The following is a 24,398-nucleotide window of genomic DNA, read 5'->3' as shown; positions in this document are numbered from 1 at the left end:
GTTGAAGATCTGCTTGTGCCTGCCGACCAACCGGCAGAGCGTCGCCGCCATCCAGGATCTCATCGCCGAAGCGCGGTACGCCCAGGACACCTTCGACGTCGACGTCGAGGTGCTGATCCTGGACTCCGCGAGCGAACCAGGGCATGCCGAAGCGGTCCGCCAGGCTCCGGACGCCCTGAGCATCCGCCATCTGGACGAACCCGCGCAGGAACGGTTCCTGCGCGAGGTGATCCAGCGGGCGAACGTCGCCAAGCCCGACCTGATCCTTGACCTGATGCTGCCGGACAAGCTGTCCTACGGCGCCTGCACCAACCGTGCGTTCCTGATCGCCGCCGCGCTCGGCTGCGACTCGGTGCACCGCAGGGACTCCGACAGCGGCTACCAGGTCCACAACGGACAGAAAGTCTACCCGGTCCACCACGAGCTGATGTCCCTCGGCCGGAAAGCCGCCGACGCCAGGACAACAGCGTCCGACCTCGGCCCTGAGCACGCCGGCAAACCCGTGGTGCTGGTGGGCAGCTCGTTCATCGGCGAGCTGTCGGTCGACATCGGCGAGATCCTCGACCAGGATCCCGATGTCTACCAGGAGGTCGTCGGCCTGTGGGCGCCCGGCGACTGGGACGACGAGCAGCGCCGCGACCTGGTCGGGGAGTCCTTCCGGGGCGCGGGAACCGAACCGTTCCACGGCGACCACTCGCTGCTGACCATTGTGGACCCGATGCGGGTGGACATGTGCAACATCAGCTTCCACCAGGTGCACGAGGACGTCCCGCTGCCGCCGATGACAGACACCATCGGCAGCGACTACTTCCTGCTGCACGTGGTGCGCAACGCCGGGCTGCCCGGCGTCCTGCACAACCGCAACATCGTCAACTTCCACACGCCGGAACGCAAGACCGGCACCGGCTTCACGGCGTACCAGCTGCGGTACACGAAGTTCCTGCTGTCCATGCTGTACCTGCACTTCATCTACGCCAAGATGGCCGAGACCCCGTTGCTGGACAAGGACAACCGGGTCAAGGCCGACGTGATCGCCGAACTGGCCAGGGAAAGCGCCTGGCTGGGCACGGACGAGAACGTTCGGCGGCTGGATCGGCTCGAAGCCGCCTACCGCAGGCTCGGCGGGAAGTACGCCGAGTTCGCAGACCTGCTGATGCCGCAACGGCAGCGTCTGCTCGCGGAGGCCAGGCAGGACATCGAGGACTTCGCCGTGCTCATCGACGCATGGGCGCCCCTTGTCCAGGCCAGCAGAACAGTCGGGACCTGATGCACACCAGCCTCCGCGCCGCGCTCGCGGCCGCCGCCACCGACCAGATCATCTTCGACCTGAACGGAATCGAGGCCCAGTACGACGAACTGACCCGGCAGCTGCCGGGGACCGAGATCCGGTTCGCGATGAAGTCCTGCCCGGTGGACGAGGTGCTAGTCGCACTGGCCGGCAAGGGATCCGGATTCGACGCGGCCAGCCCGAACGAGATCGAGCAGGCCTTGCTGACCGGGGTCCCTGTCAGCAAGGTCCACTACGGCAACACGATCAAGTCCGACCAGAACATCATCGACGCGTACCGCCTTGGTGTCCGCGACTTCGCCACGGACAGCCTGGAGGACGTCACGGCGATCGCCATGTACGCGCCGCGGGCGAGGGTGTTCTGCCGGATCGCCACCGACGGCGATGGCGCGTTGTGGGGGCTCAGCCGCAAGTGCGGCTGTTCCCCGGCGGACGCGGTCACCGTTCTCAAGGCGGCCAAGGCAATGGGCTTGCGGACCGCCGGCCTGTCCGTCCACGTTGGATCGCAGCAGATGACCGCGGAGGCGTGGCACCGGGCGTTCGACAACCTGGCGGACGCGCTCGCCGCGTTGGACGACAACGAGATCTCCCTGGACCACATCAACCTCGGCGGTGGCCTGCCCGCGTTCGGGTACCTGGACAAGGACGGCCGTGCGCTGCGGCCACCGGTGGACCGGATCTTCGCGGCGATCCGGGCCGGCATGCAACGACTCCGGCTGATCTCCAGGAGCCACCTGGACTTCGTGCTGGAGCCGGGCCGTCACCTGGTCGCCGACCATGGGGCGATCCGGGCGCATGTCTCCCGGCTGTCGACCAGGCAGCAGCTCGACGGCGACCGCGAACAGTGGCTGTACCTGAGCTGTGGCAAGTTCAACGGCCTCTACGAGACCGACCAGCTGCAGTACCGGCTCGTGTTCCCCAACCACGCAGGCGGGGAGTACGTGCCTGCCGTCCTCGCCGGGCCGACCTGCGACAGCGACGACAGCTTCGGGCGTGCGCAGGTGCCCAGGGCGGTCGCTTCCGGTGACCCGGTGTGGATCCTGTCCTGCGGTGCGTACGCCACCAGCTACACCACGTTGGCGTTCAACGGGTTCCGCCCGTTGACAACGGCGTTCATCCGCAGCCGGGACGCGAAGGTCGAGTGCGCGTGACGCACATCCGGCACATCGCGCCCGGCGACTGGGACGCCATCACCGAGCTGGAGGCCGGCGCGTATCCCGAGCTGTCCGAGGAGCGGGCCCACCTGGAGTCCCGGGCCCGCTCCTCGCCCGGCACGTGTTTCGTGCTGGACACCGGGACGCGGCTCGCGGGCTACCTGCTCGCGTTGCCGTATCCCCTGTTCCGGTACCCGGACCTGCACAAGCCCGAGGACACCGTGCACGAGGCGGCGAACCTGCACCTGCACGACCTGGTCATCGGCAAGGACTTCCGCGGCCGGGGCTGGGCCCGCCGCCTGCTGGCCCACCTGGAGGCCGGCACGGGCCACGAGCGGATCTCGCTGATCTCGGTCCAGGGCAGCCAGGGGTTCTGGGCGTCGGCCGGGTTCACCGCGTTCCCCGAGGTCGCGCTGCCGAGCAGTTATGGCAACGACGCCATGTACATGTCCAAGGAGGCCGCTCACCTTGCCAGGCAATGACTTCCGGCGATCCCAGCTGGCGATCGCGGCCCTGTTCTGCTTTCTCGGCTTCCAGTACTCGTCCTGGGCGGCGCGGCTGCCGTTGCTCAAGACCAAACTGGACCTGACGCCCAGTGAGCTGGGCGTGCTGCTGCTCGCCACCGGCGTGGGTGCGGCTGTGTCGTTCCCGCTCGTGGCGACGCTGATGCGACGCATGGGCAGCAGGAACCTGTCGTCGGTGTCGGCGCTCGTGCTGGTGGTGATCCTGCTGGCATTGGCCGTCGTGCCGAACTATCCGGCCGCGCTCGCGGTGATGTTCTGCGACGGGGTCGCGGTGGCCTGCCTGAATGTCGCGATGAACGCCCAGGGCGCCGCGCTGGAGGCCCGGTACGAACGCACGACAATGGCGAAACTGCACGCCACCTTCAGCGGCGGCAATCTGGTCGCGGCTCTGATCGCATCGCTGGTCACAGCGGTCACGCCGACCCTGATCGCACATTTCGCCGTGGCGGCCGCAATTCTGGTCGCGCTGCTCGGCTACGCCCGGCCGGGATTGCTGACGACCGACCTGCCCGCGCCGGAGCGCAAGAGCGGCGGCCGGCTGGCTCTGCCGTCGAAGACAACCGCGTTCCTCGGTCTGGCGATGGTGTTCGGCACGGTCACCGAGGGCGCGATGAACGACTGGTCGGCGCTCTACCTCAAGGACATCGCGCACGCCGCGCCGGAGCTGGCGCCGATGGGCATCGCGGTGGTGTCGGCGATGATGGTGCTGGCCCGGCTGTTCGCCGACGGCTGGCGCGACCGGTGGGGCGACCGCCGGATCGTCCTCATCGGAGCGTCGGTCGCGGGCTGCGGCCTGGGGCTGGCAGTGTTGGCCGGTGGCGTGGTCCCGGCACTGATCGGGTTCGCGTGCGTCGGACTGGGCATGGCCGCGGTGACACCGGTTCTTTATGTCGCTGCCGCGGCTGAAGGGCCGAACGCGCTCACGTTGGTGGCCGCGATGGGCACGACGGGTCTGCTCGCCGGTCCGCCGGTGATCGGCTTCGTCACCAATGCCAGCAGCCTGGTGTGGGGCATGGCAACGGTGGCTGTGTCGGCGTTGCTCGTGTCGCTCTGCGTGGCACAGGTACGGCTACAGCCGCAACAGTCCTTCGTGGACACGGCGGAGAATGTCCAGTGACGGACGGCCGGTGGCGTCGTCCGCGTTCTCGTGCATCAGCACCAGGCCCTGGGCCAGGGCATCGCCGATGAGGATGCGGACGACACCGAGCGGGGCGCGCAGGTAGGCGGACAGCTCGGCGACCGACAGCGGCGACTCGCACAGGGTGCAGATCCGGCCGACGTCGGAGAACTGGGACGGGCGGTGCTCGTCGGTCAGCTGGTGCCAGGGAATCCGGCTGACGAGCATCGTCTCCAGGCGAAGATCGTAGTTCGTGGAAGCACGGCCGCCGGTGCGGACATAGGGCCGGATGACGAGCTCGTCCTCGTATTCGAGCACCTCGGCGTCGCCGAGATCGACGGTGTCGTCACTGTCGCCGGGAATCTCCACCGCGGCAACGGGTTGCGGCTCGGGCGTTTCCGGCGCGGGCTCGGGCTCCTCCTCGGCCACGGTCCCGTCGAATCCCGGGCGGGACATGAAGTCGTGGTCGACCCATTCCTGATAGCTGCCCCAGCCACCGAACTGGAGGGGCCTGAAGTGAACTTTCACCAGGTCATCACCGCCCTGGCAGAGGAGCGTACGGAGATCGAACTAGCGAGACAACCAGTCCCGCGCCCGCTCCTCAGCCGCCGTCGAATGGGACCACGAAGTCCGATGACGAACGAAACGCTCACCCGGGGACAGTCGATCCGCCTCTCGGCACAGAAATTCGGCTCATCGCTGGCCGCGATGGTGATGCCGAATATCGGCGCCTTCATCGCATGGGGCCTGATCACCGCGCTGTTCATCCCGAACGGCTGGATTCCTGACGCCCGGCTCGCGGTGGTCGTCGAGCCGATGATCAAGATCCTGCTGCCGGTGCTGATCGGCTACACCGGCGGGCGGCGGGTGCACGGCCAGCGCGGTGGCGTGGTGGCCGCGGTCGCGGTGATGGGCATCGCGGTCGGCGCGTCCATCCCGGTGTTCCTCGGCGCGATGATCATCGGCCCGTTCGCCGCCTACCTGGTGAAGCTGTTCGACAAGTACGTCGGCGACCACGTGGCCCCCGGCTTCAAGATGCTGGTGGACAACTTCAGCGCGGGCATCATCGGCGGCAGCGTGGCGATCCTGGGCATGCTCGGCGTCGGGCCGGCGGTCGAGGCGGTCACCCGGTGGCTGGGCAGCGGGGTGAACACCCTGCTGGACAACGGCCTGCTCCCGCTGGTCTCGGTGATCATCGAACCGGCCAAGGTGCTGTTCCTGCACAACGCGATCAACCACGGCGTGCTCGGGCCGCTGGGCGTGAACGACGCGGAGACCACCGGCAAGGCCATCCACTTCCTGCTGGAGACCAACCCGGGGCCCGGTTTCGGCATCCTGCTCGCGCTGACCCTGTTCGGCCGGGGGTTATGTCCCGGTGCTGGCGGGTATCACAGTGGCGACCGCCGTTTCCTTCATCATCTCCTCGATCCTGCTGAAGTTCGGCCGGAACTCCGACGAGGAGGAAATGGTGCCGCGACACGCGGTAAAGTGAGCGCACCCATTGTAGCGAGATCCGGTTGGTAGGATCCCCAGTCAATGGACCCGGATTTCCCGTAGCCGGATGGCTACCCCCATCTGCGTATCTGGAATAGGCGTTGTAGCCGAGGACGGCCACCCGTAGCTTGGAATTGCTTCCCAATCGCAGAAAGATCAGCGCGTGCGATAAAAAATACGGGTGATCCAATGAAGATCCTGGCTACCAGCTGCCCCAACCAGGGGCACCTGTTTCCGATGCTGCCGACCCTCTGGGCCCTGCGCAACGCCGGCCACGACGTCCTCGTCGCCTTGCCGGACCGGTTCGCACAGGTGGCCGTGGCCGCGGGCCTGCCCGCGACGTCCATCGCCGACGACTTCTACCTCGGTGACCTGGGCGCGAAGAAAGCCAGCCAAGGGGCCTCGACCGGCGACCTGATCGACCACGTCATCGACTACTACGTCCCGGCGACCAAGCTGACCGTGCAGAAGACGGTCGACCTGGCCGAGACCTGGCGGCCGGACATGGTGATGTGCACCGACTGGGAGTACTCCGGCCCGATCGCGGCCGCCCTGCTCGGTATCCCGACCGTGCTGCACGGCTGGGGCATGCTCGCCCAGCCCGAGCTCAAGCAGCCGATCGCGGACGCGCTCGCCCCGGTCCACCACGAGTGGGGCCTGAACAACGGCGCGCCCGAGCACTGGCGCACCATCGACAACTGCCCGCCGAGCCTGCAGTGGACGACTCCACCGGACAACGCCATCGCCAGCCGGTACGTGCCGTACAACGGCTCGGGCGCGATGGAACCGTGGCTGTTCCACAAGTCCGAGGTGCCGAGGGTGCTGGTGACCCTGGGCAACGTGCCGATCAAGGGCGACCACGCGCACGTGCTGCGGCGCACCATCCAGGCCCTGCTGCCGTTCGACATCGAGGTGGTCATCGCCGCGGGCGACCACCTGAGCGTCGACCAGCTCGGCGAGGTTCCGCGCCGCACCAGGCTGATCCGCGGCCTGCCACTGTCGCATGTGGTCCCCACGTGCGACGCGGTGATCCACCACGGCGGCGCGGGCAGCGTCATGGCGGCGACCATCGCCGGCGTGCCGCAGCTGGGCCTGCCGCAGATGTGCGTGCAGTACCAGCACGCCGACCGGATCGCCGAGGTGGGCGCGGGTCTGGTGCTGCACCCCGAGCACGCCACCGTCGAGGCGATCACCGCCTCGGTAGAGGCGTTGCTCGAGGACAAGTGCATGCGGGCCACGGTGCGGCGGCTGCAGGTGGAGAACGCCTCGCGGCCGCGGCTGGACCAGGTGGTGCAACTGCTGGAGAGCGCGTTCGTCAGCAAGCCCGCGCCAGCCGGCATTCCCGAGCCGCGATCGGGAAGCACCCCCTACAAGGGCACGCATCGTGCCTCGGTGCGGATGAAGCCGGAGCCGTTCACCACGCCGCTTCTGCACCCGTCCAGCTCGACGAGCATGTCGATGCCGCTCAGCGTGACCAGTCGCCGCCAGGCGATCGCGAACGCCACGGCGGCCGCGGCCAAGCGGCAACAGCAGTCGCTCGTCATGTCGATAGGAGCCAGCCGTGACAGCAGCCACCCAGTCGCTGACTACCCTCACCGAGCGCAAGGCACAGTTGCTTGAGGCGGTACGCGACTACCACTGGGCGGCCGCGCAACACCGGACGTTCCAGCCAGGTGTGACCCCGCTGTACTCCTCCGGCCCGGTCTACGACCAGCACGACCGGATGGCGCTGGTGGAGGCCGCGCTGGACATGCGGGTGGTGGCGGCGAAGTCGGCCAGGCGGTTCGAGAGCCGGTTCGCCAGGACTTTGGGGGTGCGCAAGTCGCACCTGGTCAACTCGGGCTCGTCGGCCAACCTGCTCGCGGTGAGCGCGCTCACCTCACCGCAGCTGGGTGACCGGCGCCTGCGGCCCGGTGACGAGGTCGTCACCGTGGCCGCGGGGTTCCCGACCACGGTCAACCCGGTGCTGCAGAACGGGCTCGTGCCGGTCTTCGTGGACGTGGAACTGGGCACGTACAACGCGTCGGTGGACCAGATCGCCTCGGCGATCGGGCCGAGGACCCGGGCCATCGTGCTCGCCCACACGCTCGGAAACCCTTACGCTGTCAAGGAGATGGCTGAGCTCGCCAAGGCTCGTGGGCTGTGGCTGGTGGAGGACAACTGCGACGCGCTCGGGTCCACATACGACGGTCGCAACACCGGCACCTTCGGGGACATCTCGACGTTGAGCTGTTACCCGGCGCACCACATCACCATGGGCGAGGGCGGAGTGGTGTCCACCAACGACATCCGGCTGGCCCGGATCGTCGAGTCCCTGCGGGACTGGGGCCGCGACTGCTGGTGCCATCCCGGGGAGGACGACCGGTGCGCCAAGCGGTTCGGCTGGCAGATGGGGACGTTGCCGGAGGGCTTCGACCACAAGTACATCTACTCGCACGTCGGCTACAACCTCAAAGCCACCGACACCCAGGCCGCCCTGGGACTGACCCAATTGGACAAACTGCGTGACTTCGTCAAGTCCCGCAGGCGGAACTGGCGGCGGATGCGGGCAGCGCTGGAAGGCGTGCCCGGGCTGCTGCTGCCCTCTGCGACGGCGAACAGCGAACCCAGCTGGTTCGGCTTCGTGCTCACCGTCCTGCCGGACGCCGGGTTCACCAAACGCGAGCTGGTGGCGTTCCTCGAGGACCGCAAGATCGGCACCCGGCAGCTGTTCGCCGGCAACCTCACCCGGCATCCCGCGTACCAGAACGCGAACTACCGGGTGGTGGGCGAGCTGACGAACAGCGACATCATCACGGAGAACACCTTCTGGATCGGTGTCCACCCCGGACTGACCGACGAGATGGTCGACTACATGGCCGGGTCGGTGCGGTCCTTTGTGTACGGCAGGACCGCCGAGAAGATGCTCCAGTCGCTGTCATGACGGGAGTACGCCTGATCTTCTTCCCGGACGCGGGTGGGTCACCGAGCCGGCTCCACCCGCTGCCCTACTCCCCGGATGTCGAAGTGCTGGCCGTGCAGTACCGGGGTGACCGCCTTCCCGACCGGATCGCCCGGGAAGTGCTGTCCCTCGGCGAACGGCCGACCGTCTTCTTCGGACACGCCCGAGGCGCGCCGCTCGCGTTCGAGACCGTCCGCCTGCTGGAGACGACGACTCCGGGGCCCTATTCGCTGGTGCTGTTGACCAACTACCAATGCCCACCCAGTGGACCGTTGCGGTCCCCGATCTCCGTTGTCACCGGCAGCCCGAAGTCCGCGATGGACGAGACCTGGCGGGCAGGCACCCTGGGCGCGTTCCGGCTCAAGGTGTTCGCCGACGCCGAGTTCTCGGTGAACGACTACGTGGCCGTGGTGAACCACGAGATCGACCGGATGGCCCGCTGGGTGAGCACCTCCCGCCGGTACCTGACGATGTTCTGAGGTGGGGGCGCACCCGCGCCCCCACCTCCCGTTCGCCGGTACACGGGCGGCTGGTAGTTGCCATGCCCACGCGAACCGGAGATCGTTTGCTGCATCCTGGTGGGCGTGGTGCTGAAAGCCGAGCTCGGTGAGTTCCTGCGTACCAAACGCAAGGCCCTGCGGCCGGACGACGTCGGCCTGCCGGGCGCGGGGCGGCGGCGCGTGCCCGGGTTGCGGCGCGACGAGGTCGCCCGGCTGGCCAACATGTCCACGAACTACTACGAGCGGCTGGAGCTGGCCACCGGTCCGCGCCCGTCGGCGGCGCTGCTGGCCGGCCTGGCCCGCGCGATGCGGCTGACCGACGATGAACGCGCCTATTTGTACACCGTCGCCGATCAAAGCGTGCCGGTGGCGCCGCCGGACGGGACGATCGATCCTGGGCTGCGGCACGTGATGGAAGCGTTGTCCCCCAGCGTTCCCGCGTTCGTGTCCGATGACCTGAGCACGATCCTGCAGCAGAACGCGCTGGCCGTGGAGCTGATGGGCGCGTTCGCCGAGCTGCCCGCGCCCGACAACAACCTGCTGTGGCGGTATTTCACCGATCTGGAGTGGCGCGAGCGGACCGTGCACCCGGACTACATCGACGATCTCGGGCACAAGTACGTGGCCCGGCTGCGGGCGGGGATGGCGCGGCGCAACAAGGACGAGGCGTCCACCACACTCGTCGAGGGCCTGCACCGCACCAGCGCCCAGTTCCGCGCGATCTGGGCCGAGCACAACGTGAACGTGGTGCGCACGACCAGGAAAATCGTGCTCAACCGGTTGGTCGGCGAGCTGGACTTCGAGTGCGAGCCGGTGATGAGCGTGAGTTCCGGGCAGCAGCTCGTGCTGTTCCGGCCGCAGCCCGGAACCCCCACGCTGGAACGGCTGGAGTCACTCAGCCGGCATTTGGTCCGGTCAGGATCCGCAGGTCGGTGACCGTGTAGGACAGCGACCCCTTGAACCCGACACCGCACCGCACGATCCGCAGGTCGGCCAGCTCCTCACCGGGAGCCGGGAAGAAGCTCAGGTTCCCGCTGCCGACCCAGTTGTTGCCCACCACGAGATTGTCCAAAACGGACAGTGTCAGCTCGTGCACGGCGGGGTTGTTGTACTGCCCGGCTTTCAGCGTCGGGAAGTGCCGCAGGTTGACGATCGGCCGGGTCAGCGCGGGCAGGTTCGGCGAGGTCTGCTGCAGTGTGAGCTTCGCCTCGGCCAGCCGCCGCCCGTTGGTGGACACGGCGGCGCCGTACGTCCCGCCCGGCCCCACAACCGGTGCGGCCTGGCTCGCGATGCCGAACGCCCTGGTCTGGTTGATCTGACCCATCTTCTTCGGAAAGCCCTGGAACCAGCCGCGGGCCAGTGCGGCGTCGTTGTCGACCCAGATGTACGGGCACCAGGCCACCGGAGTGGTCTGGTACTGCGCGTCCAGCAGGATCAGGAACTCGGAGTACTGGCTGCGCACCGGATCCAGGTACTCCTGGTGCTCGCCGGAGGTCTGCCAGTCGATGAACACCGCGAAGCCGTGGCCCGGGTTGTTCGGGTCCGGCGACAACCCGGTGGGCAGCGAGGCCTCCGCGGCCTCGGGTGTGGTCCAGAACTCCACGCCCACCGCGTCGCCGACATAGTGCCACGGCGGCGCGGGCACGAGGTTCGCGGTGCCCTTCGGGCTCAACGGCAGGCTGTAGCCCTGCAGCCGCTCGGTTGGCGCTGTTGTGTTGGGCGCCCCTGTGTCCGCGTTGGCTGGTGCCGTTATCGCGGTCGCGGTCACCGCAGCCAGTCCGCCGGCGAACAGACTGCGTCTCCCGATCTCGCTCACTTGTCCATCTCCCCTTCAGCAGAATCCTGTTTCCCTCAAACCAATTTCATCGTTTCAACACCGCCCCGAGCCACCCCTCAACAGTCAGACCTTCAAGCACGGCAACAAAAAGCCACGACTGTCCACTACGTTCGAACGACGGGCCCGCAGACCTGGTCCATGCGTGGCGCTGGTGCGCGGGACCGGAAATCGCCGAAGTCGGTGCCGGAGCCCCATGGGGTGCGGTTGCCTGCGCGTCGTGACCCATACATCCAGTTGCAGGGCCCATAAAGTCCTAAGTAGACGGTCATTCGGGTAGACCGTTCGGACGAGGCCGGGTTGGTCGGTTAGGGTGAGTGCGGCGCACCGGAAGGAGACCGACCGTTGACTGAAGCAGACATGCCACTCCTGCGCTGGCACGTCGAGCCGGCCAGGGACGCCACCATCGTGCATCTGACCGGCGAGATCGACCTCGGCACGCGGCCCGCGTTCGCGGCCGCGATCGACAAGGCGAGGAGCGCACCCACCGACCTGATTGTGATCGACCTCACGAACGTCTCGTTCATCGGCTCCGTGGGCATCCAGGTGCTGATCGAGGCACACCGGCAGGTCGACCGGCAGGTCAGGATCGCGCACGGCGGGGGGATTGCCCGGCGGGCTTTCGAGATATCCGGTGTGCACGAGGTGCTCTCCGTGTACGAGACGCTGGAGCAGGCTCGCACCGCGTGATGATGTTTGACCCACGGCGAAACGGGGTACGGCCAAAGACATGTACGACCGTCCACCGAATGTCGGCACGGCACGCGTTGATGTCCGTCAGCGTGCCGTCGACATCGCCCTGACGGTCATCATGCAGACCGAGTGGCTCGCCAGCCGTCCCACCATCGTGCCGATCGTGGCGGCCGGCCTGGACCGCCCCCGCCACGTGCACCTGGTGACGAACAACGTCCGGCGCCTGGCCGACCACATCGACCGCGCGCTGGAAGCCGACCCCATGGTGCGCAGGCACACCAGCGAGGTCGTCGACGCGGCCCTGGTCGCGGCGGTGACCTGCCGGCTGTTCGTGAACCGCTGGTCGCGCCGCCAGGACGCGGACACCGAGCGGTTCAACGAGGACGTCCAGCACCTCAAGCACCAGGTGGACGAGGTCCTCAACGCCCTCGCCTGAGCCTGGGCCTCAGCGCGGGATCGATGTGTGCTTGAACTCGTTCAGCTCGGCCCACCCGGTCAGCAGGTCCACGGTCCGCTCGATCGCCCGCACCGACACCCCGGCGTCGTCGGACGCCCGGTTCATCAACCGCACGAACACCGCGCGGTCCCCGTTGATGAACGTCGGCACACCCCAGACGTTGTGCGACTCAACGAACTGCTCATGCTCGGCCCGCACCTTCGCCAGCACCGCACCGGAATCGATCCGCTCGAACACCTCCGCCGCAGGCACGTCGTGCGCGGCCAGCACCCGCTCGACCACCGCCCGGTCCTCGAGGTGCAGTCCCTCGTCGTGCCGGGCGGCGAACAACGCCTTGTGGACGGCGTGGAACCGGTCGGCGAACTCGTCGCGCACGACCACACCCGCCTGCAGGGCCAGAATCCCGCTGTCCTGCTCCGGTTTCTCCCAGACGCTCGGGTGGCCCTCCTCGACGTGCGCCTGCCCCAGCGAGAACGGCAGGAACCGCACCTCCCAGTCCGCCCCGGCGGCCAGACCGGCCAGCACATGCTCGTGAGCGTTCCGCGCGAACGGGCAGCGGTAGTCCCACGTCACAGCGAATACGGTTGTCATATCTGGGACCGTACCTTCATTTCCGGACCGTGAACCGGTAGCCGACCTGGCGGATGGTCTCGATCATCCGCGCTTGCGGGCCGAGCTTGACCCGCAACCGTCTGATGTGGACATCCACGGTCCGGGTGATCAGCTCCGGGGGCTGGCGCCACACCTCGCTGTGCAGTTCGTCGCGGCTGATCGCGCGGCCGGCGTGCCGGTGCAGGTACGCGAGCAGCCGGAACTCCTGGTAGGTCAAGGAGATCTCGGTGCCGTCGACGTAGACCCGGTGTGCCTCTTCATCGAGCACGATCGGTGCGACCGGTGGGACCAAAGTGAGTGGTGCGGCCAGTGAGTCGGCCAGTTCCCGGAGCATGGCGGCCAGCCGGCCCGCGGACATCTGGGTTCCGGCCTGTGCCAGCACAACCAGCTGCGGCTCCTGCGGCCGTCCGGTGGTCAGCACACGCACCCGGTTGTCGGTCATCGCCTCGGCTCCTGTTCACCCTGGGACCGCACGGAGTCTCGTCAGCGGCGAACACGCCGGTCAAGGCGTCCCAAACCGTCACATGCTGAGACGGGCTGGACACACAAGAAGGCCGCATGCCCGAGGGACATGCGGCCTTCTGGACCAGAAAAACTCAGCCGACCAGGGCGTCCGTCTTGGTCTCCGCCTTCACGGCGTCGTCGCTCAGGGTGTTCGCGGCGGTCGGGATGCTCAGCACGCCGCAGAACATGCTGAACATGATCGTCTGGAAGCCCAGGATCAGGCCCAGCACCGCGGGGATCGCGGTGCGGATGTTCTGCGCGGTGTCCAGGGCGCCGAAGCCGGTGCCGCCCCAGCGGGTGACCTGCAGGATCGCGGCCACGATGCCGACCACGAAGATCAGCAGGCCCAGGATGAGCCCGCGTTCGATGGTGAACCGCTCCACCAGCTGGCGATAGCGCTGGCTCATCGGCAGCAGCCCCTCACGGGCCGCGAACAGCTTCACCATCACCGAGAACAGCACCGCCTGGTAGCCCAGCACGGCGAAGCCCGCGGTGTAGAGCATGGTGGCCACGTCGAAGCCGACCGAGCCGATCTTGATCGGACCGACCAGCAGCGCCATGGTGGCGACCAGGCCGACGGCCAGCGCGGCCAGGCCCGGGTACAGGAACAGCCAGCGCGGGCTGTAGACCAGCAGGAACCGCAGGTGGCGCCAGCCGTCGCGCCAGCTGCGCAGGTGCGGCGGGCGGCTGCGGCCGTCCTTCTTCAGGGTGGTCGGCACCTCGGTCATCTTCAGCCCGGACAGGCAGGACTTGACCACGACCTCGCTGGCGAACTCCATGCCCGAGGTGTGCAGGCCGATCCGCATGATCGAGTCGCGGCGGAAACCGCGCAGGCCACAGTGGAAGTCGCCGACCGGGGCCTTGAAGAACAGCTTGCCGATGAACGAGAGGACCGGATTGCCGAGGTACTTGTGCAGCGGGGGCATGGCACCGGGCTCGATACCGCCCTTGAACCGGTTGCCCATCACCACGTCCGCGCCCTCGCGCAGCTTCTCGACGAACGCGTCCAGGCTGGAGAAGTCGTAGCTGTCGTCGGCGTCGCCCATGATCACGTACGTGCCGCGGCTGGCCTTGATGCCGCCCATCAGGGCGTTGCCGTAGCCCTTGGCCTCGACGTCGACGACGCGCGCGCCCAGGTCGCGCGCGATCTGCTGGGAGCCGTCGGTGCTGCCGTTGTCGGCGATCACGACCTCGCCGGCCACGCCGGACCGTTCCAGATAACCCATGGCCTTGTTGATGCAGGTGGCCAGTGTCTCCGCCTCGTTGAGACAGGGCATCACAATCGACAGCTCAAGGGTCTCGTTGGGCTGATCCATGCTTTTCCGTTCGCTGGCAAACTGACGGTCGGGGAATGACTTCCGGGACAAAATGCTAGCCTCACCGACATTCGGAGCCGCTAGCGCCTCCCCTCACAGATCAAACCTGCCAGCTGTCCCATTGGAACCAGGAGGAACCCACGTGCCCGGACTGGATGTCGTGCGCATCGAGATTAGCCGAGGGGTCACCGCGGTGCGTGACTCGGTCAAGGAGAAGGGTCTCGGCGCGACGGCCAACCTGGTCGCCGCGACCGCCGTGGGTCAGCTCACCTTCCCGGTCACCAAGGCGATGCGGCAGAACGAGCGCTTTCTCTTCCGTGGCGAGGAACTCCCGTACACGTTGCACCGCTACAACAACGCGTACCGCAACGAGCGCACCGTCGAGATCTCCATCGCGCGCTGGTTCCTCACCCGTGAGCCCAACGGCCGGATCCTGGAGATCGGCAACGTGCTCGCCCACTACGGCCTGACCGGCCAGACCGTGCTGGACAAGTACGAGACCGTGCCCGGCGTGATCAACGAGGACATCGTCGACTGGACGCCCGAGCAGAAGTTCGACACCGTGCTCGCCGTGTCGACCCTCGAGCACGTCGGCTGGGACGAGACGCCGCGCGAGCCGGAGAAGGTGTTCGCCGCGTTCGAGGCCGTCCGCAGCTACGTCGCCCCCGGTGGGAAACTGCTGGTCACCTGCCCGATCGGGCACAACAAGGCGCTCGACGGCGGCCTGCGCAGCGGGCGGATCAAGTTCGACGAGGAGACCTGGCTGGTGCGCACCGCCAAGCGCAACGAGTGGCGCGAGGCGACCAAGGACGAGGCGCTCAGCCGCGAGTACGGCCGCCCGTTCCGCAACGCCAACGCGGTCTACGTCGGCACTATGAACGCCTGACCGGCACCGGAACGCGAAGAGGCCCTGAAGGCGATCGCCTTCAGGGCCTCTTTCCGTGTCTACGCCTTGGCGACGGCCTGTTCGATCCGGCCGAGGATCTGCGCGGCGGCCGCGCGGACGGTCTTGGTGCGGCGGGCCTCGTCGAACCACTCGGCGGTGGTCTTGCGCAGCGGCGCACCCGCCGAGACGACCTCGACGATCGCCTCGCCCAGCACCTCGGGCCGCACGGACGCGGCGACCTTGCCGTTGACCCCGTCCTCGACGAGCTCGACGGACGCGTTGTCCTCGCCGTTCACCAGCACGACCGGCGTGCCCAGCGCGCAGGACTCGACCACGACCAGGCCGTAGCCCTCCCGCTGCGACGGGTTGACCAGCACCGCGGCCGACCGCATGCCCTCGTCGAGCACCGCCTGGTCGACGAACCCGGGCGTGGCGATGACCTCCTGCAGGCCCAGCCGCGCGATCTCGGCCTGTATGGCCGCGCTCGTCTGGCCCTCGCCGAAGATCGTGCACTTCAGGTCGGGAATGCTCTTGCGGGCGTGCGCGATGGCCGCGGGCAGCGCCTCGACCCGCTTGTCCGGGATGTGGCGGCCCACGTACACGACGGTCGGCGGCTCGCCCGCGGTGAGCGACGGCTCGCCGCCGCCCTGGCCGTCGATCAGGCCGGGGCTGACGATCGGCGCCGAGCGCAGGCGCAGCTCGACCAGGCGCCGGGCGTTGAGCTGGGAGTGGCAGCTGGCCAGCGAGCTGGACTTCACCGCGAGCCACTGGATGACGTTGGCGACCCGCCCGGCGACCGGCCCGGAGTACTCCAGCCACTGCTCGGGCCGCCACACCTCCAGCCAGTCGACCGCGAGCACTGTCCTGGTGCCCAGCAGCGCGGCCCGCGCGGCCGGGACGTTGGTCGCGGGAGTGGCACTGACCAGGACGGCGTCATACCGGCCCCGGTTGCGCGCAAGGTGCGCGAACAGGCCGGTGGCGAACTTGACGGCCGGGCCGAGCTTGCGGTTGCCCTGGGCGTCGTACAGCTCGCGTTCGGTGCTGATCACCTCGATGTCCAGCCCGTCGACCTGCGGCGCGGCGGAGTCCCACTGCTTGCGGGTGAGATAGGTCACCTGGTGACCGGCCGCGGCGAACTCCTCGGCGAACACCCGGTACTGCCGCTCACCTCCGCCCTTGGAGAACGGGAACAGGCAGTCGTACGCGACGGCGATGCGCAACGGGAAATCCTCCAGGTCAGGCGTTGGCCGGGTCGGTGACGTCGGGGGCGGGCTGCGGCTTGTGCGCCCGGGCCAGCAGCGCCGCGCCACCGGCGGAGACGAGGTCGACGACGGTGAACATCACCCGGGACACCAGCGCGAGGGCCAGCGCGGACCCGCTCGGCATGACCGTGGTCAGCGTGGCGACCAGCACGACCTCACGCGCGCCTATGCCCGACGGCAGGAAGAACGCCAGCACGCCGGTGGTCATCGCCAGCGCCATCGCGCCGGTGCACAGCAGGAACGTGCTGAACCCGGGCGAGCCGAGCGCGTCGGCCAGCAGCCACAGGTGCAGGCCGAGCAGCAGGTTCGCGCTCAGCGCCCAGCCGACGTTGCGCAGGATCGCCTTGCCGCTGAGCGGGTGTGGCAGCGGCGGGCGGCGCAGCACCCGCAGGATCCTGGACACGATCCAGGTCAGCAGGCGCGGGTGCAGCAGGATCAGGCCCAGCGGCAGCGGCGCGAACACCCAGAGCAGCTCGCGGTGGCCGTCCAGGATGACCGGCATCGCCAGGAACCCGGCGACCAGCGAGGCCACGATGCCCAGGCCGGTGGTGATCAGGGAGGCGGTGAACGCCCTCATCCGGGTGATCCCGGCGGACTTGCCGAGCTCCATCTGCAGCAGGAAGGCCCAGACCGAGCCGGGGATGTACTTCCCGAGCTGGCCGACCAGGAAGATCATCGAGGCGTCCGTGCGGCGCACCGGGGTGCCCAGGTCGGCCAGGATGACCCGCCAGGCCATCGGGCCGAGCAGAATGCCGAGCAGGGCGGCCAGGAACGACAGGACCACGGACGGCCAGGGCAGCTGCGAAAGCGTGTGCGACACCTCTGGCCACTGCTTGACCAGCTGGTACACGGCCACCGCGAGCACGACGACCAGCAGCACGCGCTTGAGCCACGTCATGATGACCGCGCGCCTGCTCGCCTTCGGAGCGGCCTCGGGCACCGCGGGGTCTGTGGTCATCGTGGGCCTTTCATGGACTGATGATGCTCATATAGCCGTCCGCTGCCGGACAGTGTTGACGGGGACGGCGTCAACGGCGTCGGAAATGGACGTTACAGTCACGCTCGTGTCGGATCGCACCGAGGTGGGCACGCCCCACAACACCAGCCGTACCGGGGAGATTCTCCCACTCACCGGCGTGCGTATCATCGCGGCGCTCTGGGTGGTCATGTTCCACATCCGGGGCAACCTGGAAACCGAGTTCCCGTGGCTGCGTGACGTGTTCGGGCCGGTCCTGACGCACGGCGACCTCGGTGTCGACCTGTTCTTCGCGCTCAGCGGGTTCGTGCTGACGCTCAACTACGTCGACCGGATGGGCGACCGGCTCAAGCGCAGTGCCATGACGAAGTTCGTCTGGGCGCGCCTGGCCCGTGTCTGGCCGGTCTACTTCGTCACCCTGAACATCGCGCTGATCTGGCACGGCCTGCTGGCCCTGCGCGGCTCGACCGACCCGGTCAAGCCGGAGGACTTCTCCGCGCTGAGCTACCTGCGCCAGGTGTTCATGGTCGTGATGTGGAACGAGCCGGACTCCGACCGGGTCACCTGGAACGGCCCGGCCTGGTCGATCAGCTGCGAGTGGCTGGTCTACCTGCTGTTCCCGTTCATCGCGCTGCTGCTGCTGCGGCTGACCTGGGTGCTGCGGATCCGCCACCTGGTCGTGATGGGCGTCATCGCCCTGCTGCCCGCGGTGCTGCTGGCCATGGTCACCGGCTCGCTGTACTCGCCGTACCTGTGGGTGCTGCGGCTGCTCGGCTCGTTCGTGGCCGGCGGGATCGCCTGCCTGCTGGCCCGGCGGATCGCCAAGTCCTCGCGCAACGACACCATCGCCACCTGGTGCTCGGCCCTGTTCATCGTGGCCATCCTGGGGATCCTGTACGGCGCCTGGTACAGCGGCCACGAGCGGTACTACGTGCTGGCGAGCTTCCTGTTCACGCCGCTGCTGATCGCGCTGTCGATCTCCGACCGCGGCGTCTCGCGGCTGTTCTCCACCCGCGCGTTCGTGCTCGGCGGGTACATCTCCTACAGCCTCTACCTGGTGCACATGCTGCTGATCGAGCCGGTCTGGTGGATCCAGAACGAGTGGCCGGACGTGTTCCCGGTGCACACCTGGCAGACCAAGGCGATCTTCCTTGGCCTGCCGGTGATCGCGCTGGTCGCGGCCTACCTCATGTGGCGCTTCGTGGAGGAGCCGGCGCGCAAGGCGATGCGCGCCATGACCAAGCCCCCGGTCCGCCCGACGCCGCAGATCGACAACTCGGCGAAGCCGACCGCCATGGACGTGCCCACCCCGGTGCACGAACCCGCCTGACCTCGTGCCGGCCGGCACCCTGTCCCGAAGTTGCTGGCCAGATGACCGTGCTGGAAGGACCCGGTTAGATGACAGCGACCCAACTGGTGACAGTTGTGCTCTTCGTCCTGGTGCTGATGGTGCCCGGACTGATCGTCGGCGCCGCCGGCGGCCTGCGTGGCTGGCTGCTGGCCAGTGCCGCGCCCGTACTCACGTTCGGCGTCGTAGGCCTGGCCTCGCCGCTGGTGCCCGGCCTGTTCGCGCGCTGGTCGGTGTGGGTCCTGCTGGGCTCCGCCGTGGTGCTCGGCGTGGTCGTGTTCCTGGTCCGGCTGGCCGCGCAACGCTGGTTCGGCCGCGCCCAGGAGCCCGTTGAACTGCCGGGCCTGCCGTGGCGCTGGCAGCACCACGTGGGTGTGGCCGCGGCTGTGCTGTTCGCCGCGGGCCTCGGCCTGCTGGTGATGTCGAAGGCGACCGAGTCGTTCACCGGCGTGCACCAGTTCTGGGACGCGATGATCCACAGCAACGCGACCCGCTACATCGCCGACTCCGGCCAGTCCGCGCCGAGCGCGCTGTCCGCGCTGAACGCCCCGGGCAAGAAGGACTTCTTCTACCCCAACGGCTACCACGTCGTCGGCGCGACCGTGCTGCAGCTGCACGAGCTGCCGGTCAACGAGCTGGTGAACATCTACGGCGGCCTGTACGCCGGGTTCTTCGCGCTGCTGATCGCCGGTCTGGTCCGGGTCGCGAACGGGCGCCCGGCACTGGCGGCGGCGAGCGCGGTGGCCGCTGCTGCGGCGGCGGCCATGCCGTACGGACTGCTGTTCTTCGGCCCGTTGTGGCCGTTTGGCGCTGGTGTGGTGATGGTGCCGGGCTTCCTGGCCGTGTTCGTCGCGACCGTGCGCAGCCGCCGGGCCGAGCTGATCGTGCTGACCGCGCTCGCGGCGATCGGGATGGCCGCGCTGCACCCGAGCGCGGCGCTGGCCACCGGCGTGTTCTGCTTCTTCTACCTGGTGTTCCGCTGGATCTCGCTGCGCCGGGTGCCGCTCAACGAGCTGCGCACGCTGGTGCTGCTGGGCGTGCTGGCCGGTCTGTACGCGATCCCGCAGTACCTGGCCGCCACCAAGGCCGCGGACGTGCTGAACGTGTCCTGGCCGGTGATCGGCACCCCAGGGCAGACCCTGGGCCAGCTGTTGTTCTTCAACTACGTGACCGAGCCGCAGTGGCTGCTCGTGGCCGCCGCCCTGGTGGGTCTGGTCGGGATCCGCAAGCTGACCGGCCTGCGCTGGCTGATGGGCGGGGGCCTGTTCTTCGCGTTCCTGTTCGTGCTGGCGGCCAGCTACAAGGGCTGGCTCGTGTCACTGCTGACCAACCCGTGGTGGAACGACGCCTGGCGGTTCGCCGCCCTGGTCACCATCGCCCAGGTGGTGCTGATCGGGCACGGCATCGTGGTCGTCCGGGACACCGTCGCCGGCTGGATCGGCAAGCTCCGGCCACGGTTGAGCAGCACGACCCTGGCCCGCGGCGGGGTACTGGTCGCGGTCGGCCTGGTGATCGCCCTGCTGGGCCACGGGCTCTACGCCAAGCGCAACGCCGACGCGATCAAGCGGGCCTACAGCAACGGCCCCACCGTGACCAGCGAGGAACGGGTCGGGATGGCCGAGCTGCGCACCCTGGTTCCCCCGGGCGCCACGGTGATGAACGACCCGGTCGACGGTTCGCCCTGGATGTGGGCCCTGGACGGCGTCCGGCCGCTGTTCGGCTACCCGCTCGTCGCGCCGGACGAGTTCCCGGTGATCGGCCCGGACCGGACCATGCTCTACGAGAAATTCGACCAGCTGGACACCAATGCCGAGGTGCGTGCGCTCGTACGTGCCGCCAACATCCAGTTCGTATATGTTGGAAGCGGCTTCGCCAGCCCGACCGTCAAGCGGGCGCCGGGCCTGGCGGCCCTCGACGGCGTGCGGTCGCTGCGCCTGGTCTACGAGAATGCGGACGTCCGGGTGTACAGGGTCCAGCTGTGAGTTATTCCGGCCCGACATTTTTCACAACTCCATATGCCGGTTAACCGAAATCGGCGATGAAATAGACTGCCAGCCATTCGACTTCCGTGAGACCACTGAGGGACATGACTTCAGGAGAACTGCAGCCGCATCTGACGTTCGAGCTGCTCGACGAAAGCGGCGTCGGCCTGACCGGCGACGGCCTGCTCGACGAGCGCGAGCGCCGGCTGGTGGTGGGCGCGGCGAACTTCCACTCGCTGGCCTCCCCCGGGCGCACCTTCCGGTTCACCGTGCTGCGCGGGCCGGAGGGCACCTTCCCGTCGCTGACCGACGAGGAGGTGCACGGCATCGAGTGGGACGACGACCGCGAGGTCGTCGGTTCGATGGTGTTCCGCAGCCTGGTGCACACCACGTCGGCGTTCTCGGACACCGACGGGCTGATCGACCTCGCGGTCGACGTGGGCGGGCGCGCGCAGGTCATGTCCGGGTACCACCGGCTGCCGGGCGTGCTCGGCGCGGCGCGGCGGGCGGTGCGGTTCACCGTGCCGGTCCAGTTCGACGCCCTGCGCCAGCTGCGCACCGACGTCACCGAGAAGCGCTACCGCGCCAAGGACGTGCCCCGGCACAGCCCGGTCCGGCTCGACCGCGGCGCCTCGGCGGTGCCGATGGGCAAGACGCCCGCGGTGCTGTTCGGCATGCACTGGCTGGAGATGGGCGGCGCCGAGCGCTGGGCGCTCGAGTCGGTGAAGATGGCCAAGGACGCCGGCCTGACCCCGATCGTGATCACCGACCGCGACTCCACCCACCAGTGGATCACCCGGCCGGAGCTGGACGGTGCCGTCGTCGTGCCGCTGACCCAGCCGCTGCTGCAGGAGCAGGAGGCCGCGTTCCTCAACGGCATCCTGTCGGCGTTCGACGTGCGCGGTGTGCACGTGCACCACTGCAGCTGGCTCTACCAGCGGCTGCCGTGGATCCGGTCGGTCCGCCCGGACATGCCGGTGGTCGACTCGCTGCACGTGCTGGAGTGGCGCAACGGCGGGTTCGTGGACGTCGCCGTGCGGATGTCGAACATGATCGACGTGCACCACGTGATCTCGCCGCAGCTGCGCGACTACCTCGTGGGCCGGCAGAACATCCCGGAGTCCAAGGTCAAGCTGGCCACACTGGCGAACCTGACGGTCACCGGCATCGAGAAGTCGGTCGCCGAGAAGGGCGAGGGCCCGTTCACGGTGGCCTTCGTCGGCCGGTTCACCCAGCAGAAGCGGCCCTACCTGTTCCTCAAGCTGGCGGCCAAGCTCAAGGGCCAGCTGCCGGTGAGGTTCATCATGCACGGCGACGGCGAGCTGGCCGACGAGGTGCGCGGCCTGCGCGCCCGGCTCGGCCTGGCCGAGGTGCTCGAGCTGCGCGGCCCGGACCAGCCGGTCGGCCGGACGCTGACCGACGCGGACGTGCTGGTGATCTCCTCGGACAACGAGGGCCTCACGCTGACCTCGTTCGAGGCGACCGCCGCTGGCGTGCCGGTGATCTCCACCGACGTCGGCTCACAGGCCTCGCTGGTGGCCGACGAGCTGCTCTGCCCGCGCCACCCGTACCCGTTCATCCGTGCCGCCTCGGCCCGCATCGCGGCCATGGCGGCCTCTCCGGCCCGCCGTCAGGAATGGCTGACCCAGCAGGCGGCCAAGGCCGAGGCGTTCGCTAAGTTGCCAGACGCCAGATCGTGGACCCAGGACCTCTACAAGGGATGGAATTCGTGAACGACGTCGCAGCCGTCGTAGTCACCTACAACCGCAAGGACAAGCTGGTCAAGGTGCTCGACCACGCCCTCGACCAGTCACTGCGGCCGACGTGGCTGGTGGTGGTGGACAACGCGTCCACGGACGGCACCGGTGAGTACCTGGCCGAGTTCGCCAAGGAGCACCCCGAGGTCGTGCTGGTCTCGCTCGCCGAGAACACCGGCGGCGCGGGCGGGTTCGCCGCCGGCATGGCCCGCGGCTACGAGCTCGGCGCGGACTTCGTCTGGATCATGGACGACGACTGCTACGCCGACCGGACCGCGCTCGAGGAGCTGGTCAACGGCCTGGGCAAGGCCGAGGAGTCGATGGGCATGAAGCTTCCCTACGCCTGCTCCCTGGTCAAATGGGTCGACGGCAGCATCTGCGAGATGAACAACCCGGGCACCACCTGGGACTGGGGCAGGCTGATCGCCAAGGGTCAGCAGAACGTCCTGGTGACGCACTGCTCGTTCGTCTCGGTGCTGTTCCCGCGGTGGACGCTGACCCGGTTCGGCCTGCCGCTGAAGGACTACTTCATCTGGTTCGACGACCAGGAGTACACCCTCCGGGTCACCCAGGCCGGTCCCGGCGTGCAGGTGCTGACCAGTACCGTCGTGCACGACCTCGGCACCAACCGCGGCGTGAACTTCGCCGACGTGAACGAGTCGAACCTGTGGAAGTTCGAGTACGGGGTGCGCAACGAGACCTCGTTCCGGCTGCACCACGAGAACCCGGTGGCGGCGGCCAAGTTCGTCGTGCGCCTGGCGCAGGGCCTGCGCCAGGGGCGGGTGCCCCTGGGCCTGCAGGCGAAGCTGTTCAAGAAGCTGGTCGAGGGCATCAAGTTCAACCCGAAGCCGGAGTTCCCGCGCTCGGTGCTCTGAACCTGAACCAGTCCAAGGCCTTGCGGGCCACTTCGTCGGGACGGTCGAGGTGGATGAAGTGGCCCGCGTTTTTCACGATATCCACGTGGCTTCCTTCGGCCAGCCCGTCGCCGGTGAACTTGCCGGCCGGGACGCAGCCGTCTTCGTCGCCCGCGAGCACCAGCATCGGGATGCTCGCGGGCGCTTCGGTTTTCTGGGCCAGTTCGGCGAGCGCGGGGTCGTGCAGGCTGGTGTCGAAGTTGCCGCGGTAGATCCGCAACGCGTTGGTCTTCACAGCCGCATCGGCGTAGAACTCCTTGGCCCGCGCCACGTGTTCCCCGGCGTCGAGGCTCGGTGACCACGTCTTCCACAGGTACTCAACGAGGTCCGGCGTGAGCATCGCCTCGCCGATCGGCAGCTGGAACAGCCACACGTAGAAGAACCGCTTCTGCTGCTCGGGATCCGCCAGAATCGGCGGCAGGGCAGCGGGCGGCGGCACCGCCATGGTCACCGCCCCGCGGACCAGTTCCGGCCACGCGGCGGCAACCCTGCCCACCATCCCGGCCCCGATGTCGTGCCCGATCATGTCCACACCACCGGGATCGAGCGCCTCGGCCACCGCCGCCGCGTCCTTGGCCAGCGTGAGCCCATCCGCATAGGTCATCGCGTCCGCGGTCGCGGGATGGTGCCCCCTCAAGTACGGAGCCACAACCCGCCGACCAGCCGCGACAAGGTGTTCGGCCAACGGCCCAAACGTCCGCGGATGGTCCGGAAACCCGTGCCAGCAAACAACAACAGGCCCCTCACCCGCGGCCAGCGCGGGGAAGTCCAGCCGGTCGGTCTCGATGACGATCTCTTCGAAGTCCATACTCCCAACCTATCCGCCGGTCGCGGTGGAA

The 24,398-nt window shown here is 68.4% G+C and carries 24 protein-coding genes; 16 read left to right on the top strand and 8 right to left on the bottom strand.

What is annotated here, in order from left to right; genetic code table 11:
• The first annotated feature begins 1 nt into the window (after position 1).
• From AB0J95_RS46370 to AB0J95_RS46355, 4 genes are read left to right on the top strand one after another with little or no spacing between them, the layout of a single operon-like run.
• Positions 2–1,267 carry a DUF6271 family protein gene (locus AB0J95_RS46370; RefSeq protein WP_364772596.1) on the top strand — a complete coding sequence of 422 codons (1,266 nt, stop codon included), beginning with the start codon at positions 2–4 and terminating at the stop codon, positions 1,265–1,267.
• Positions 1,267–2,439 carry a type III PLP-dependent enzyme gene (locus AB0J95_RS46365; RefSeq protein WP_364772595.1) on the top strand — a complete coding sequence of 391 codons (1,173 nt, stop codon included), beginning with the start codon at positions 1,267–1,269 and terminating at the stop codon, positions 2,437–2,439. Before AB0J95_RS46370 ends, AB0J95_RS46365 begins: the two co-directional genes overlap by 1 nt.
• Positions 2,436–2,924, top strand: coding sequence for a GNAT family N-acetyltransferase (locus AB0J95_RS46360; RefSeq protein WP_364772593.1), 489 nt, complete (start codon positions 2,436–2,438; stop codon positions 2,922–2,924). The genes AB0J95_RS46365 and AB0J95_RS46360 overlap by 4 nt, the downstream gene beginning before the upstream one ends.
• Positions 2,911–4,083 carry an MFS transporter gene (locus AB0J95_RS46355; protein WP_364772592.1) on the top strand — a complete coding sequence of 391 codons (1,173 nt, stop codon included), beginning with the start codon at positions 2,911–2,913 and terminating at the stop codon, positions 4,081–4,083. The genes AB0J95_RS46360 and AB0J95_RS46355 overlap by 14 nt, the downstream gene beginning before the upstream one ends.
• On the opposite strand, the gene AB0J95_RS46350 is transcribed toward AB0J95_RS46355, so the two are convergent.
• On the bottom strand, positions 4,036–4,611 hold the full coding sequence (locus AB0J95_RS46350) for a DUF742 domain-containing protein (RefSeq protein WP_364772590.1): 576 nt from the start codon (positions 4,609–4,611) through the stop codon (positions 4,036–4,038). The two genes, AB0J95_RS46355 and AB0J95_RS46350, sit on opposite strands and share 48 nt — an antisense overlap.
• A gap of 105 nt (positions 4,612–4,716) precedes the next feature.
• Here AB0J95_RS46350 and AB0J95_RS46345 point away from each other — a divergent pair, with 105 nt between their 5' ends.
• The 5 genes from AB0J95_RS46345 (at position 4,717) to AB0J95_RS46325 (ending at position 9,954) form a co-directional block, all read left to right on the top strand.
• Positions 4,717–5,607, top strand: coding sequence for a PTS transporter subunit EIIC (locus tag AB0J95_RS46345; RefSeq protein ID WP_364772588.1), 891 nt, complete (start codon positions 4,717–4,719; stop codon positions 5,605–5,607).
• Positions 5,608–5,766: 159 nt separating this feature from the next.
• Positions 5,767–7,197, top strand: coding sequence for a nucleotide disphospho-sugar-binding domain-containing protein (locus AB0J95_RS46340; protein ID WP_364772587.1), 1,431 nt, complete (start codon positions 5,767–5,769; stop codon positions 7,195–7,197).
• On the top strand, positions 7,139–8,500 hold the full coding sequence (gene rfbH / locus AB0J95_RS46335) for a lipopolysaccharide biosynthesis protein RfbH (RefSeq protein ID WP_364772585.1): 1,362 nt from the start codon (positions 7,139–7,141) through the stop codon (positions 8,498–8,500). Before AB0J95_RS46340 ends, rfbH begins: the two co-directional genes overlap by 59 nt.
• Entirely contained in the window at positions 8,497–8,997 is a 501-nt protein-coding gene (locus tag AB0J95_RS46330; protein WP_364772584.1) for a thioesterase domain-containing protein, read from the top strand. The genes rfbH and AB0J95_RS46330 overlap by 4 nt, the downstream gene beginning before the upstream one ends.
• 105 nt (positions 8,998–9,102) lie before the next feature.
• Positions 9,103–9,954: a helix-turn-helix transcriptional regulator gene (locus AB0J95_RS46325; protein WP_364772583.1), complete on the top strand. Its 852-nt coding sequence runs from the start codon at positions 9,103–9,105 to the stop codon at positions 9,952–9,954.
• On the opposite strand, the gene AB0J95_RS46320 is transcribed toward AB0J95_RS46325, so the two are convergent.
• Positions 9,914–10,834 carry an acetoacetate decarboxylase family protein gene (locus AB0J95_RS46320; RefSeq protein ID WP_364772582.1) on the bottom strand — a complete coding sequence of 307 codons (921 nt, stop codon included), beginning with the start codon at positions 10,832–10,834 and terminating at the stop codon, positions 9,914–9,916. The two genes, AB0J95_RS46325 and AB0J95_RS46320, sit on opposite strands and share 41 nt — an antisense overlap.
• 363 nt (positions 10,835–11,197) lie before the next feature.
• Between AB0J95_RS46320 and AB0J95_RS46315 the strand changes: the two genes are divergently transcribed.
• Positions 11,198–11,542, top strand: a complete 345-nt coding sequence (locus tag AB0J95_RS46315; protein ID WP_364772581.1) for an STAS domain-containing protein — start codon at positions 11,198–11,200, stop codon at positions 11,540–11,542.
• A gap of 40 nt (positions 11,543–11,582) precedes the next feature.
• Positions 11,583–11,981 carry a hypothetical protein gene (locus tag AB0J95_RS46310; protein WP_364772580.1) on the top strand — a complete coding sequence of 133 codons (399 nt, stop codon included), beginning with the start codon at positions 11,583–11,585 and terminating at the stop codon, positions 11,979–11,981.
• A 9-nt stretch (positions 11,982–11,990) separates the two neighbouring features.
• On the opposite strand, the gene AB0J95_RS46305 is transcribed toward AB0J95_RS46310, so the two are convergent.
• The 3 genes from AB0J95_RS46305 to AB0J95_RS46295 all read right to left on the bottom strand — a co-directional run bounded on the left by AB0J95_RS46305 (position 11,991) and on the right by AB0J95_RS46295 (position 14,434).
• On the bottom strand, positions 11,991–12,593 hold the full coding sequence (locus AB0J95_RS46305; RefSeq protein WP_364772578.1) for a DsbA family protein: 603 nt from the start codon (positions 12,591–12,593) through the stop codon (positions 11,991–11,993).
• A 16-nt stretch (positions 12,594–12,609) separates the two neighbouring features.
• Positions 12,610–13,056, bottom strand: a complete 447-nt coding sequence (locus AB0J95_RS46300; protein ID WP_364772576.1) for a winged helix-turn-helix domain-containing protein — start codon at positions 13,054–13,056, stop codon at positions 12,610–12,612.
• 154 nt (positions 13,057–13,210) lie between these two features.
• Positions 13,211–14,434 carry a glycosyltransferase family 2 protein gene (locus tag AB0J95_RS46295; RefSeq protein ID WP_364772575.1) on the bottom strand — a complete coding sequence of 408 codons (1,224 nt, stop codon included), beginning with the start codon at positions 14,432–14,434 and terminating at the stop codon, positions 13,211–13,213.
• Positions 14,435–14,594: 160 nt separating this feature from the next.
• On the opposite strand from AB0J95_RS46295, the gene AB0J95_RS46290 reads away from it, so the two are divergent.
• Complete coding sequence (locus AB0J95_RS46290; RefSeq protein WP_364772573.1) at positions 14,595–15,320, top strand: hypothetical protein; 726 nt, start codon at positions 14,595–14,597, stop codon at positions 15,318–15,320.
• 59 nt (positions 15,321–15,379) lie between these two features.
• Here the strand turns inward: AB0J95_RS46290 and AB0J95_RS46285 are convergent, their stop codons facing one another.
• Together AB0J95_RS46285 and AB0J95_RS46280 are read right to left on the bottom strand one after the other, a co-directional pair.
• Positions 15,380–16,540 carry a glycosyltransferase gene (locus AB0J95_RS46285; RefSeq protein WP_364772571.1) on the bottom strand — a complete coding sequence of 387 codons (1,161 nt, stop codon included), beginning with the start codon at positions 16,538–16,540 and terminating at the stop codon, positions 15,380–15,382.
• Positions 16,541–16,556: 16 nt separating this feature from the next.
• On the bottom strand, positions 16,557–17,540 hold the full coding sequence (locus tag AB0J95_RS46280; RefSeq protein ID WP_364772570.1) for a lysylphosphatidylglycerol synthase domain-containing protein: 984 nt from the start codon (positions 17,538–17,540) through the stop codon (positions 16,557–16,559).
• 106 nt (positions 17,541–17,646) lie between these two features.
• Between AB0J95_RS46280 and AB0J95_RS46275 the strand changes: the two genes are divergently transcribed.
• From AB0J95_RS46275 to AB0J95_RS46260, 4 genes are all read left to right on the top strand, one after another.
• Positions 17,647–18,888, top strand: a complete 1,242-nt coding sequence (locus AB0J95_RS46275; RefSeq protein WP_364772568.1) for an acyltransferase — start codon at positions 17,647–17,649, stop codon at positions 18,886–18,888.
• Positions 18,889–18,956: 68 nt separating this feature from the next.
• The gene (locus tag AB0J95_RS46270; protein ID WP_364772567.1) at positions 18,957–20,888 is read left to right on the top strand and encodes a DUF6541 family protein; all 1,932 of its coding nucleotides are present in this window, start codon (positions 18,957–18,959) and stop codon (positions 20,886–20,888) included.
• 104 nt (positions 20,889–20,992) lie between these two features.
• A complete protein-coding gene (locus AB0J95_RS46265; protein ID WP_364772565.1) occupies positions 20,993–22,621 on the top strand; it encodes a glycosyltransferase in 1,629 nt (542 codons plus the stop codon).
• Positions 22,618–23,520 carry a glycosyltransferase gene (locus AB0J95_RS46260; RefSeq protein ID WP_364772563.1) on the top strand — a complete coding sequence of 301 codons (903 nt, stop codon included), beginning with the start codon at positions 22,618–22,620 and terminating at the stop codon, positions 23,518–23,520. The genes AB0J95_RS46265 and AB0J95_RS46260 overlap by 4 nt, the downstream gene beginning before the upstream one ends.
• On the opposite strand, the gene AB0J95_RS46255 is transcribed toward AB0J95_RS46260, so the two are convergent.
• The gene (locus AB0J95_RS46255; protein ID WP_364772561.1) at positions 23,483–24,367 is read right to left on the bottom strand and encodes an alpha/beta hydrolase; all 885 of its coding nucleotides are present in this window, start codon (positions 24,365–24,367) and stop codon (positions 23,483–23,485) included. The two genes, AB0J95_RS46260 and AB0J95_RS46255, sit on opposite strands and share 38 nt — an antisense overlap.
• Positions 24,368–24,398: the final 31 nt, after the last annotated feature.

It is taken from the genome of Actinocrispum sp. NPDC049592 (genome assembly GCF_040675465.1).
GTDB lineage: Bacteria > Actinomycetota > Actinomycetes > Mycobacteriales > Pseudonocardiaceae > Kibdelosporangium.
The sequence above is the reverse complement of the archived record's forward strand: the minus strand, read 5'-3'. Positions and strand labels throughout refer to the sequence as shown.

Coding starts and splice junctions, on each gene's coding strand:
- AB0J95_RS46365 (WP_364772595.1), top strand. CDS start 1,267: ATGCACACCAGCCTCCGCGCCGCGCTCGCGGCCGCCGCCACCGACCAG.
- AB0J95_RS46345 (WP_364772588.1), top strand. CDS start 4,717: ATGACGAACGAAACGCTCACCCGGGGACAGTCGATCCGCCTCTCGGCA.
- AB0J95_RS46340 (WP_364772587.1), top strand. CDS start 5,767: ATGAAGATCCTGGCTACCAGCTGCCCCAACCAGGGGCACCTGTTTCCG.
- AB0J95_RS46330 (WP_364772584.1), top strand. CDS start 8,497: ATGACGGGAGTACGCCTGATCTTCTTCCCGGACGCGGGTGGGTCACCG.
- AB0J95_RS46310 (WP_364772580.1), top strand. CDS start 11,583: ATGTACGACCGTCCACCGAATGTCGGCACGGCACGCGTTGATGTCCGT.
- AB0J95_RS46305 (WP_364772578.1), bottom strand. CDS start 12,593: ATGACAACCGTATTCGCTGTGACGTGGGACTACCGCTGCCCGTTCGCG.
- AB0J95_RS46300 (WP_364772576.1), bottom strand. CDS start 13,056: ATGACCGACAACCGGGTGCGTGTGCTGACCACCGGACGGCCGCAGGAG.
- AB0J95_RS46295 (WP_364772575.1), bottom strand. CDS start 14,434: ATGGATCAGCCCAACGAGACCCTTGAGCTGTCGATTGTGATGCCCTGT.
- AB0J95_RS46280 (WP_364772570.1), bottom strand. CDS start 17,540: ATGACCACAGACCCCGCGGTGCCCGAGGCCGCTCCGAAGGCGAGCAGG.
- AB0J95_RS46270 (WP_364772567.1), top strand. CDS start 18,957: ATGACAGCGACCCAACTGGTGACAGTTGTGCTCTTCGTCCTGGTGCTG.
- AB0J95_RS46265 (WP_364772565.1), top strand. CDS start 20,993: ATGACTTCAGGAGAACTGCAGCCGCATCTGACGTTCGAGCTGCTCGAC.
- AB0J95_RS46255 (WP_364772561.1), bottom strand. CDS start 24,367: ATGGACTTCGAAGAGATCGTCATCGAGACCGACCGGCTGGACTTCCCC.